The following is an 11,769-nucleotide window of genomic DNA, read 5'->3' as shown; positions in this document are numbered from 1 at the left end:
TAAGCCCACTGTGATTTGCGGCCGATTATTTCGCAGTGGGCTTACGCTCGCGGACCTACTCCGGCTGCTCCGAAACCACCTGCACCGGAACGTCGTCGGCCCACGGCTGGCGCACGACCATGTCGGCGACCCGGACGATTCCGCGCTCGAATTCACCGGTCGCGGCGTCGACCAACCGGTATGCCTGCGTCTGCTGGTGAATCGGTTGCGCGTCAAGCAGAACCACGCGGACCTCGCCGGGCTCGAAGTGGCAGCGCTCCTGCAGGGCGGCGATGAGTTGCTCGTTGTGCATGTGGCCGTCGCCGAAGTTCCAGCCGATCGCGGTGCTGCAGATCCGCTCCCCGTCGGTGATGACGTAGTCGTCCTCGTTCTGGCCGGCCATGGCCCGATGCGCCAGGGTGAACAGCGCCCGGCCGTGAGTGTTGAAGCCGCGGAACGCATATCCCATATAGATCGGGATCTGCGCCGCCTCGGGGCTGCCGTAGAACCGCTCCAGCTGAGCCTGCGGCATGCTGGCGATCGCCACGATGCCCCGGCTGATCTTGTCGCTGGCCGAGGGTTTGATGCACCACAGTGTGGTGTCCCAGTTGCCGGCGTAGTAACGCATCCCGGGCAAGAACGAGATCTTGCGCGGAAACATGTTGCCCAACAGCACGATTCCGGCGATGACGACGAACAGGACCGCGACCACCACCGGGTGCCGCAGCTGCCGCAGCCCGATGTGGGTGTGCGCGACGAACAACGACAGCACGCCGAAGATCATGAAGACGTTCCACTCCAGCGGCACGCCCATCGGGATCGAGACGAGGATTCCCAAGTGGAAACACACCATCACGATCGCGGCGACCGTCACCGGCCAGCCGCCGTGACAGAAGAACAGCGGTAACGGCACCAGCATCTCGATGGCGGTGCTCAGGTGCGCCAGCCAGCGTGACAGGCGGCCGGGCCGCAGGTCGTCCGGGAAGTTCTCGAAGAAGCGCCGCTTCAGCCAGCGGGGCCGCACCAGCGGGTTGTTCGACATCATCGTGGAGATCACGAATGGAAAGTGTTTGTTGAGTTTGGATGTCGCGGCCCCGATCCAGATCACCAGGAAGACCACCTTGGACCCGACGATCATGTCGGGCGCGCCGAAAAGGAACGTCACCGCCATGGTCGCGTAGACCTCACCGCGCGCGGCCAGGAAAATCACCTTGTCGCGCAGACCAACGACCGCCAGCAGCAACAGGATCAACACGATCTTCCATGCGGGCAGCAATCCGATGCTGGTGCCCAATTCGGGCATCGGCCCGGTGCCGTCGGCGAACAGCGCCGCGAACGTGAACACCAGGAACAGTCCGTAGAGCGCGACGTCGACCGGCTTGCGCTTGGTGCCGCTGGTGAGCGGGACGCGATCCGGCCACGGTGGCAGCCGAATGGTGCCGAAGCGCATCCAGTACAGGATCGAGCCCATCGGCGGGAAGAACCGGTTGTTCAACGGCCCGAAGCCGCATCCCAGCCCGATCACCTCGAACAGCATCGTGTAGAGCACGACCTTCTCGAACACGATCGGCTCCGACCACCACGACGCGACGCGCGTGAACCCGCCGAGACCGTCGGTGGCCGACGCGAACAGCCACGCGCCCAGGATGTAGAGCAGGATTTTGACGACATAGAACAGGTGGAGCACCACCGGCGTGCCGAAACCCACCTCGGCCCAGTGCTTGGCCATCGGCCGGATCTTCTCGCTGCGGGTGCCTTTGTTCCATTCGGCCATGTCGAGCTGCGGCAGCTCGGGCTTCAGAAATCCCATGGTTCCACAGACTAGAACGTGTTCTAGGCGTGCGTGCCGCAACCTTGGGACGAAATGCGGCTTTCGCGGTGTGATGCAAAGCGGGTCGCGGGCCGGCGTCCGTACCCCGAGGGGTCCGCAGATTTGGCACATTCGGTCCGCCGACAGCGGTTTGGTGCTGAGCTATGTCCAGCGAGGAGGTGTTAGCGTGCCTGGGTTCAAGTCGTGGCTGGGTCGGCCCGATCAGTTCGACTGGATGACGGCGATCCTGCGCGAGCGCGGATTGCTTCGCGCGGCACAGTCGACGCTAGCTGTCATCGCCTCCATGTCGGCCCTTGTGCCACTGACCACGTTGCTCAGCACACGTCACCCCACTGGCGAGGTGGTGCTTATCAACGCGACCGCAGCGGTGTTCGTCGTTGCGGCAGGCGTCTACTGGTTGACGCGCTGGCCGACCCGCGTCCAATCGGAGATCGTCGGCGTTGCCGCCGCGACGTGCATTGCTGGGTGGAGCCTGACCCAGTCGACGGCCGCCCTGGCCGCGGTCGGCTGCTGCGCAATGGCCACGAATAGCGGGTATGTCGCCCTTTTCCACAGCAATAGACTTCTGGTGTTCGACGTCGTCCTGGCGATCGCTGTCTCCGTCGCCGCCGCCGTGCACCTGGCTCATGAGAGCGACATGGGAACAGGCATCGCCGCGTTTTGGGTGATCACAATGCTCAACCTGTCGTTCCCCCTGGGCATGCGAGGGATGTCACGGGCAATGGGGACCTACGCGCAGCGCGCCGATCAAGACTCGCTGACCGGGCTGTTCAACCGGCGAGGGTTCATCACCGCTCTCACCCGACGACTCGCCGAGGCGGGCGCCGACGATGCCCACCTGACCATGACCATGATCGACCTCGATGCGTTCAAACGCATTAACGACACCTTCGGTCACGCCGCCGGGGACCGAGCGCTGATCGCTGTCGCCGGCGTGCTGCGGCAGCACGCGTCATCGACATCGGTGCTGTGCCGCGCCGGCGGCGAAGAGTTCCTCCTGGCCGCAACCAGCCGATCGCCGAACGCCGAGCTGGTCTCGACGCGCTTGGGCGCCGCCATCGCCGCACTTCCCCAGGGACTAACAGCCAGCATCGGTACTGCCACTGCCGAACTGCCGCCGATGGGCACATTCGACGTCCTCGGACTCGTTGAGAAGCTCATCGACGCCGCCGACAGCGCGATGTACACCGCCAAACGCCGCGGTGGCAATCAGGCACATCACCTTTGACCGGCTAACCGCCAAGCGCGACAAAGGCTTTGCTACCACCGGCCGCATCGCGCCTCGACTTGCGCACCGAGTTCCAGTCATCGATCAACGGCTTTGAACGCTTGAGAAATACCGGTGAACACGCTACTTCCGACTCCGCCTCGGTGTAGTTTGCTGCTGGGGTGGGCGAGGTTGAGGAGCCAACCGTGTCTGAGGTCGATTATTGCGTGGTCGGAGCGGGATTCGCGGGTTTGACGGCCGCTTTGCGGCTCCAACAGGCGGGCCATTCGGTGGCATTGCTGGAGGCGCGTGACCGGGTCGGTGGCCGGACCTTCACCGAGACGCGGCCCGACGGCGCGTGGATCGATCGCGGCGGCGCCTGGATCGGTCCGGGCCAGGACGCAATCCATGCGCTGATGAACGAGTTCGGCGTTCCGGAGTACAAGCAGCACAACGACGGCGACGCGATGATGATCGTCGGGGGCAAGAAACACCGATACGGCGGCACCATCCCGTGGACCGTGAGCCCGTGGGCGGTCGCCAACCTCGGGATCGGTCTGGCCACCATCGAGAAGATGTGCAAGGCGATTCCGCGCGAGGCCCCGTGGGAGGCCAAGAAGGCCCAGGAGTGGGACCGCATCAGCATCGGGCAATGGATCGAAAAGAATTCCCTGTCCTCCGAGGCCGCCGAGATGCTGGACATGGCCTTCGCCGGCCTGTACACCTCGGCCGCGTCCGAGACGTCGCTGCTGTGGGGGCTGCTGCAGACGGCGTCGGCCGGCGGGCTCACGTTCGCGATTTCGGGCAAGGGCGGGTCCCAGGACGCGCGCCCGGTCGGGGGGATGGGCGCCCTGCACCGCCCGATGGTGGCCGCGCTGGGTGACGCGCTGCACCTCTCCCAGCCGGTGCGCCACATCGCCCAGGACGCCGACGGTGTGACGGTCAGCGCGAGCGACCTGACGGTGCGGGCCCGCCGGGTCATCGTCGCGATCCCGCTGGCCATCGCCACCTCGATCCACTACGAGCCGATGCTCCCGGTGGATCGGGCCTTTCTGCACCAGCGCATGCCGAGCGGCGCGGTCATCAAGACCTCGCTCATCTACGACGAGCCGTTCTGGCGCGCCGACGGATTCTCCGGCCAGTCCGCCGCGCCGGGGTCCCCGGCCACCCTCACCATCGACGCATGCACCGACACCGGGACGCCCGGAATCATGTGCGTCATCACCGAAGGACCGGCGGCGCGCCGCCTGACCCAGCTCGACGAGACCGGGCGCAGAGCGCTGGTCATCGGCGAACTCGTGGACCGATTCGGCGAAAAGGCAAAGGCACCAACCGAATTCCACGAGCAGAACTGGACCGTGGACCGCTACTCCGGCGGCGGGATGATCGGCCACGCCCCCACCGGCGTGCTGACCGAATACGGCTACACCTTGCGCGAACCGTGCGGCCGCATCCATTGGGCCGGCACCGAAAGCTCGACGATCATGTGCGGCTGGATCGACGGCGCGATTCGCTCCGGCGAGCGGGCCGCGGCCGAGGTGGCCGAAGCCGAATCCGCGGCGGTCGCGTAGCGGACATCAGCGCGGTCGCGCGGCCAAATCACTTGCGCCTCTTCTGTTTCAGTGGTTTCGGAGTGGCCTTTCTTGTCGGTGTCGGGGCATAGTATTCGAACATGCGTTCGATTGATGGCGAGGGGCTTCGGGACGATGTCGAGGCGTTGCGCGCCGCCATCTCCCGCTTCCAGGACCATTCATACGAGGCGTTGACCACTCCCGAGCGGCTGGGGCTGCTGGACACGCTCGAACGCGAGGCGCGCCGCATGCAGGCTCTCGGCCACCAGCTCATCAATCAGATTGGCCAGCAAGCCGATCCTGCCGAGCTGGGCGGCAAGCTGTCCTGGGCGTTGGCCGATCGGCTGCACATCACCCGCGCGGAGGCCGGCCGGCGCATCGCCGCCGCCGCCGAGCTGGGCCCGCGCCGCGCGCTGACCGGTGAGCCGCTAGCGCCGCTGCTGCCCGCCACCGCGGCAGCCCAGCGCACCGGAGCCATCGGGGCCGACCACGTGGGGGTGATCCGACGGTTCTTTCACCAGCTGCCCGAGTCCGTCGACCTCGACACCTGTACGCACGCCGAACAGCAACTAGCCACCAACGCCACCCAATTCCGCCCCGACCAGCTCGCCACACTGGCCCGGCGCCTGATGGACTGCCTCAACCCCGACGGCACCTACACCGACACCGACCGCGCCCGCCTGCGCGCACTGACGCTCGGCCACCAGCAGACCGACGGCATGTCGCGGCTCAGCGGCTGGCTGACACCGGAAGCCCGCGCCACCCTCGAGGCGGTGCTGGCCAAACTCGCGGCCCCCGGCATGGCCAACCCCGACGACGAACACCCCGTCGTTGACGCTTCACCCACCGAAGACGCGATGCAGCGCGACACGCGCAGTGCGGCCCAGCGCAACCACGACGGCCTCAACGCCGCCCTGCGCGCGATGCTGGCCAGCGGGGAGTTGGGTCAGCACAACGGATTACCGGCCAGCATCATCGTGACCACCACCCTTGGCGAGCTCGAAACCGCGGCGGGGAGGGGTTTGACCGGTGGCGGCACCATGTTGCCGATGTCGGACGTGATCCGCCTGAGCCGCCATGCCCGCCACTACCTGGCGATCTTCGACAAGGGCAAGGCCCTGGCGCTGTATCACACCAAACGGCTGGCCTCACCCGGGCAGCGAATAGTCTTGTACGCCAAGGATCGCGGGTGTTCGCATCCCGGCTGCGACGTGTCCGGCTATTACTGCGAGGTCCACCACGTCACCGACTGGGCCCACACTCACCGCACCGACATCGACCAACTCACCCTGGCCTGCGGACCCCACCACCGCCTCCTCGACCAAGGCTGGACCACCCGCACAAACACCCACGGCGACACCGAATGGATCCCACCACCACACCTCGACCACGGCCAACCCCGCACCAACACCTTCCACCACCCCGAAAGCGTCCTCGCCGAAGACGTCGATGACCCCTGATCACCCGGCTTGCTTGGCCGGCGGCCGGTAGAAAATCGCCAGCTGGCCGATGGCACCCGCCAGACCCAGTCCCGCCGAGATCACCAGGCCCTGCCAGCCGTCCATCCAGTTCTTCCCGAAGACCAGGTAGTCCAGGCTGTACTTGCCCGCGCCCAGGGTGGCCACGACGACCGCGCTGACCGCCAGCACCAGGTTGTACTCCCAGCCCTCCTTGACGATGAAGAAGCCGTTGGCCCGGTGCACGGTCCAGGCCGCGACCAGCATCAGGGAGACGAAGCCCGCCGCCGGGATCGGGGTCAGAAAACCGGCGGCCAGGCCGAGGCCGGCGGCCATCTCGGTGGTCGCCGCCACGGTGGCATGGAACTTTCCGGGCTTCATGCCGATGCTCTCGAACCAGCGTGCGGTGCCCGGGATGCGGCCGCCGCCGAAGAACTTGTTGTAGCCGTGCGCGGCCAACGTCACGCCCAACACCAGCCGCAGGATCAGTACTCCGACGTCATGGAACGTGTCATATGAAGTCATAACTGTAAACCTAGATCATGGGCGGGGTGGCAAGACAAGAGCCGCCGAGCAGCTACGTCGCTTAATCCGCTGGTCCGTGTGGGAACATAGCGGGCGTTCCGACGTCGGCCCGATCAGTCGCTACACCACAAAGGGGGTGCACCACGGCTCGTACCGCGCGAGGCGGCGCCCACGCGTCAAGCAGGCGAGAGGTCCCGTCCATCGAGCACTCCGTGGTGTTGCTGGACGGCGGATCGAGCCACCCGCGGGAGCTGCTGGGCAACAAGGGCCACGGCATCGAGGCGATGCGCCGCCAGGATCTGCCGGTGCCGCCGGCGTTCTGCATCACCACCGCGGTGGGGCTGCGCTATCTCGCCGACCCGGTAGCGACCATGGATGCCATCTGGGACGACGTGCTCGACCGGATGCGCTGGCTCGAGGCGCAGACCTCGCGCACGTTCGGGCGCGGCCCGCGGCCCCTGTTGGTCAGCGTGCGCTCGGGAGCCACCCAGTCCATGCCGGGCATGATGGACACCATCCTGGACCTCGGCATCAACGACGCCGTCGAGCAGGCGTTGGCCGCCACCGGGAACCGGGAGTTCGCCCGCGACACCCGGCGGCGGTTCGCCCAGATGTATCGGCGCATCGTCGGGGTCGGCGAACAAGAATCGGTGCCCGCCGATCCGTACGCGCAGTTGCGTGCGGGCATCGAGGCGGTGTTCGCCTCGTGGAATTCGCCGCGCGCGGTCGCCTACCGCGCCCACTACGGCATCGACGATCGGCACGGCACCGCCGTCGTCGTGCAGGCCATGGTGTTCGGCAACCTTGGCCCCAATTCCGGTGCCGGCGCGTTCTTTTCGCGCAACCCGATTTCCGGCGACAACGAACCGTTCGGTGAATGGCTGCCCGGCGGCCAAGGCGACGACGTGGTCTCGGGATCGGTCGACGTCGAGCCGATCGTCGCGTTGCGTGACGAGCAGCCGGCCGTCTATGACGAGCTGATGGCCGCCGCCCGCCGCCTCGAGCGGCTTGATGCCGACATCCAGGAGATCGAATTCACCGTCGAGGACGGCAAGCTGTGGCTGCTGCAGACACGATCGGCTGAGCGCTCGGCGCAGGCGGCGGTGCGCTCGGCGCTGGAATTGCGGCGCGAGGGACTCATCGATGATGCGGAGACGCTGCGCCGGGTGACGCCCGCGCACGTGCGGGCCCTGCTCCAGCCGGCGCTGCAGCCCGAAATACGGTTGGCGGCACCGCTTTTGGCCAAGGGCTTGCCGGCCTGCCCGGGAGTGGCCTCGGGAACGGCCTACACCGATGTCGACGAGGCGCTGCGGGCCGCCGATCGCGGCGAGCCGGTGATCCTGGTGCGCGACCACACCCGGCCCGAAGACGTGTCGGGGATGCTGGCCGCGCAGGCGATCGTCACCGAGGTGGGCGGAGCGTCCAGCCATGCGGCCGTGGTCAGCCGTGAGCTGGGCCGGGTCGCCGTGGTGGGCTGCGGCCAGGGGGTCGCGGCATCGCTGGCCGGCAAGCACATCACCGTCGACGGCGCCGAAGGCGAAGTGCGCGAAGGCAAGCTGAGCCTGTCGGCATGGTCGGAAGACGATACGCCGGAGCTGCGCGAACTGGCCGACATCGCACGACGGCTCAGCCCGCTGCGCGCCCACGCCGCGGGCGAGCACGCGCGGCTGGACGACGACTCCGAGGCCGCCGTGCGCGCCGCGCTGGACCGCGGGCAGACCGACGTGGTTTCGGTGAACCCGCTGATCGTGATGCTCACCGCGATGCGCGTGGCATCGGAAGCCGATCGATGACGGAATTGGCGGTGCTGCAAGGGGTTCGGCTCAAGGGCCGGGTGGGTGCGGCCGAGCTGGCGGCGACGCTAGGGGTCGACCTCGGCTCCATCACCCCGACCGTCAAGCGGTTGGCCGCGGCGGGACTGCTCAGCGAAGGCCCGCCGCTGCGGATCACGAGCAGCGGCAACGACAGACTCGCCGCGTTGCTCACCGAGGAGCGCGAGGGCATCGATCGGGCGGCGATGGCCGCCGCCTACAACGACTTTCGCGCGGTCAACGCCGACTTCAAAAGGCTTGTGACGGATTGGCAGCTCAAAGGCGGCCCCGGCGGCCCGCCCAACCCCCACGACGACGCCGACTACGACGCCGCGGTATTGACCCGGCTCGACGGCGTGCACGCCCGCACGATGCCGATCGTCGAGGCGGCCGCCGCGCAACTGCCCCGGCTGGGCGCCTATGCCACGAAACTTGGTGCGGCACTGGACAAGGTCAAGGCCGGCGAGACCGCCTGGCTTTCCCGTCCGCTGATCGACTCGTACCACACGGTGTGGTTCGAACTGCACGAAGAGCTGATCGGCGCCGTCGGGCTCACCCGCGAGGAGGCGGCCAGATCCGGTGACGCGCAATAACTAGAGCGCCGCGTCCAGCAGCGCCAGGTAGGCATCGATATCGGGCAGGGCCGATTCCGCCGCGTGCACGCTGATCGCGATGGTGTCGCCGATGCCGTGCACACCGTGCGTCAACCCCATCATCGGCGAGAGCGCCGGGTATCCCGCCGTCAGCACCACCGGCGCGCCGCCGAAGCTCAGATCGGCCGCGCCGCGGTTGACGCTGGACACCACGGTGTTGCCCGACACCTGCGACGCGCGTTCCCCCACATCGAATTGTCCGATGCCCCACCGCAGCAGCCCGGCGGGCACCGCGGCGAACGCCCGGTCGGCGGCGCGGGTGGCCGGGTGCTCGAACCGGCGCCGGCCGTTGGCCAGGTCGGCCGCGATCCGTTCGGCGCGCGCGTTCCGTGCGAGCTTCGGGTACAGCCCCACCACGACGTTGCCGAAGTGGTTGTACGCGCGCGGCGCGCCGGGCTTGGCCATGGGCACCTCGGCGCCCAGCGAATCGCATTGCCCGCCAAGCAGCTTGGAGAGCGCCTGGGATATCGCGCTCAGCGCGCTGACGGTGATTGTCGGGCCCGGCAGCTGCGCGCGGTGCCGCACCAATGTCCGCGCCGCGCGGGCGCCGTCGGGGCGCGCGTTCGTCGCCAGCACCGGACGCGACCCGGCCCCGGCGGCCAGCCGGCCCGCCCGGATGTCGCGCTCCAGCGCGCGGTGAGCGCGGGCCGCCTGCACCGCCCGCCCGGGCAGGAAACCGGAGCGTGGGGCGGGCACCGGCGGCACACCGGGGCCGGCCGGCCGAACAGCCAGGCCGCCATCGCCGCGGAACGGGCGCCGTCGGCCAGCGCGTGTGCGACCTGCAGCACCGCGACCGTCCCGCGCCCGGTGACGCCCGGAATGCCGCGCACGGACGTGAAAAGGTGTAGCCGCCAAGCCATCCGGCGAATGTCCAGTTGGTCGTCGGCAAGGCCGGCGACCGCCACGAGCACGCCGTCCCAGCTGTCCTCGCCCAGCTCGTGGCGGACCATCTGCTCGGGTGTGACCGCCGCCGGCACCCACAGGGGATAGCGCAGCCGGCTGCGGTCGCACGCCCGGATCGTCAGCGCCGGCTCGACGGTGGCCCGCCCGCGGAGTCGTTCGACGGCGCGCGGGTAGTCGGCGGGCTCGCCGTCGAACGCGTAGAGCAGGAACTCGTCGTTGGGGATCTTCGCCGACATCCAGTAGAACTGCGCATCGACGGCGGCCATCCGGTGCCCCGGCACGGCGCGGGCCACGGCGTCAGCCGGGTGAGCCGATGAACCCGAGCACCAGGTCGGCGACCTTGTCGGGTTGTTCGAGCTGCAGGAAGTGCCCGGCGTGTTCGACGATGCCGGCCTCGCTGCCCGGCGGCAGCACCTTCTCGGCCCAGCGCACGAAAGCCGGTGTCATGCAACCGTCGTCGCGGCCGTGCAGGTACAGGCACGGCAGCACGGGTTCTTCGGTCCACAACTGGTTCAGCTCGGCATACCGCGCCGACGGCCTGGTGTTGCGAATGGTGGCGCGGTACGGCCCCAGCGCCGCGCGCCAGCTCTCCGGCGCCCCGATCGCCGCGTCGACGTGGCGCAGATCCTCGTCGGCGCGATAGCCGGGCGACCAGCGCCGCCATAGCAGCGGCAACACCCAGGAGGCGGAACGCTCAGGCAGCCAAGGCAATTGGAAGTACATGATGTACCAGCTGCGGAAGACCTGGCGCGCCAGGTGGGCGGCCAGCCGGCCCCGCTCGGCCGCGCCGCCGCCGCGCCGCCGGAACGCCGCCGACGGTGGCACCGACATGATCACGGCCTTGGCGAAGGGGCTGTCGGGCATGGCGGCCAGGCCGGTGCCGGCGATTGCGCCCCAGTCGTGGCCGATGATCACGTCGTTCTCGGTGCCGCCCGCGGCCTCACGCACCCGCAGGGCGTCGTCCATCAACGCACCGACCTGGTAGCCGCCGTCGACCGGGATCGACGACGGCGCGTATCCACGCATGAAAGGCGCGACCACCCGCCAGCCCGCCGACGCGAGCCGCGGCGCGACTTTGCGCCAGCCGTAGGGCGTGTCGGGGAAGCCGTGCAAGCACAAGGCGATGGGGCCGTCTTCCGGCCCCCAGGTCAGGGCCTTGAGGTCGCCCGCGGGTCCGGTCACGTCGATCCAGCCTGGTTCAGCCATGTTCACTCCCTGCTCGACGTCTCCGCAGGGATCAACCTAACCTGTGTGGCCGCTCGACGCACCGACCCTGGTCGATACGGCGTCAAAGCATCGCTGTATCAGCGGTTTTCACCGTTGCAGCGCGGCCGCCCGTTCCAGCTCGGCGATGACGATCTTGCGCATCCCGTACATCGCAGTGGTGGCCGCCGCCGCCCGGTCGCGATCCGGGTCGCTGATCAGTTCGTAGAGCCGGTCCGGGACGATTTGCCAGCTCAGCCCGAAGCGGTCCTTGAGCCAGCCGCATTGCGATTCCTCACCGCCGTCGCTCAACCGGTCCCAGTAGTAGTCGACCTCGTCCTGGTCCTTGCAGTGGACCGTGAAGGACACCGCTTCGCTGAAGTGGAAGTGCGGACCGCCGTTGATCCCGATGAACCGGGTGCCGTCCAGCACGAAGCTGCCGGACAGGACGGTCCCGGGCTCGCCCGGTCCGGCGTCGGTGGTCTGGTTCAAGCCCTCGATGTGGGAGTTGGGGAACACCGAGGTGTAGAACGTGGCGGCTTCCTCCAGGTTGTTGTCGAACCACAACGACGGGGTGATCGATGGCATGTCCGGGTCTCCTTGACGGCTCGTGGGTCTCTGCCATGGAT

Annotated in this window: 9 protein-coding genes and 1 pseudogene; 5 read left to right on the top strand and 5 right to left on the bottom strand. The window is 68.2% G+C overall.

Going from position 1 to position 11,769, the window contains the following annotated elements:
* Window positions 1-55: 55 nt before the first annotated feature.
* Window positions 56-1,789 carry a DUF3556 domain-containing protein gene (locus tag AC5Y5B_RS05420; protein WP_112634212.1) on the bottom strand — a complete coding sequence of 578 codons (1,734 nt, stop codon included), beginning with the start codon at window positions 1,787-1,789 and terminating at the stop codon, window positions 56-58.
* Window positions 1,790-2,024: 235 nt separating this feature from the next.
* On the opposite strand from AC5Y5B_RS05420, the gene AC5Y5B_RS05415 reads away from it, so the two are divergent.
* From AC5Y5B_RS05415 to AC5Y5B_RS05405, 3 genes are all read left to right on the top strand, one after another.
* Window positions 2,025-3,038 (top strand): GGDEF domain-containing protein, encoded by a 1,014-nt coding sequence (locus AC5Y5B_RS05415; RefSeq protein ID WP_500004212.1) that lies wholly within the window; start codon window positions 2,025-2,027, stop codon window positions 3,036-3,038.
* A 185-nt stretch (window positions 3,039-3,223) separates the two neighbouring features.
* Entirely contained in the window at window positions 3,224-4,588 is a 1,365-nt protein-coding gene (locus tag AC5Y5B_RS05410; protein WP_500004210.1) for a flavin monoamine oxidase family protein, read from the top strand.
* Window positions 4,589-4,689: 101 nt separating this feature from the next.
* Complete coding sequence (locus AC5Y5B_RS05405) at window positions 4,690-6,048, top strand: HNH endonuclease signature motif containing protein (RefSeq protein WP_289176339.1); 1,359 nt, start codon at window positions 4,690-4,692, stop codon at window positions 6,046-6,048.
* Here AC5Y5B_RS05405 and AC5Y5B_RS05400 read toward each other — a convergent pair whose 3' ends face one another.
* On the bottom strand, window positions 6,049-6,570 hold the full coding sequence (locus tag AC5Y5B_RS05400; RefSeq protein ID WP_112635790.1) for a DoxX family protein: 522 nt from the start codon (window positions 6,568-6,570) through the stop codon (window positions 6,049-6,051).
* A 212-nt stretch (window positions 6,571-6,782) separates the two neighbouring features.
* Between AC5Y5B_RS05400 and AC5Y5B_RS05395 the strand changes: the two genes are divergently transcribed.
* Both AC5Y5B_RS05395 and AC5Y5B_RS05390 read left to right on the top strand, forming a co-directional pair.
* On the top strand, window positions 6,783-8,363 hold the full coding sequence (locus AC5Y5B_RS05395) for a pyruvate, phosphate dikinase (protein ID WP_112635792.1): 1,581 nt from the start codon (window positions 6,783-6,785) through the stop codon (window positions 8,361-8,363).
* On the top strand, window positions 8,360-8,974 hold the full coding sequence (locus tag AC5Y5B_RS05390) for a winged helix DNA-binding protein (protein ID WP_112635794.1): 615 nt from the start codon (window positions 8,360-8,362) through the stop codon (window positions 8,972-8,974). Before AC5Y5B_RS05395 ends, AC5Y5B_RS05390 begins: the two co-directional genes overlap by 4 nt.
* On the opposite strand, the pseudogene AC5Y5B_RS05385 reads toward AC5Y5B_RS05390, so the two are convergent.
* The 3 genes and pseudogenes from AC5Y5B_RS05385 to AC5Y5B_RS05375 form a co-directional block, all read right to left on the bottom strand.
* Window positions 8,975-10,218 (bottom strand): annotated as a pseudogene (locus AC5Y5B_RS05385) (WS/DGAT domain-containing protein). It abuts the gene before it with no gap.
* Window positions 10,219-10,234: 16 nt separating this feature from the next.
* The gene (locus tag AC5Y5B_RS05380; protein WP_112635628.1) at window positions 10,235-11,143 is read right to left on the bottom strand and encodes an alpha/beta fold hydrolase; all 909 of its coding nucleotides are present in this window, start codon (window positions 11,141-11,143) and stop codon (window positions 10,235-10,237) included.
* Between the two features lie 108 nt (window positions 11,144-11,251).
* Complete coding sequence (locus tag AC5Y5B_RS05375) at window positions 11,252-11,728, bottom strand: VOC family protein (RefSeq protein ID WP_112635612.1); 477 nt, start codon at window positions 11,726-11,728, stop codon at window positions 11,252-11,254.
* Window positions 11,729-11,769: the final 41 nt, after the last annotated feature.

This window comes from Mycobacterium sp. NGS33, from assembly GCF_059812885.1.
The sequence above is the reverse complement of the archived record's forward strand: the minus strand, read 5'-3'. Positions and strand labels throughout refer to the sequence as shown.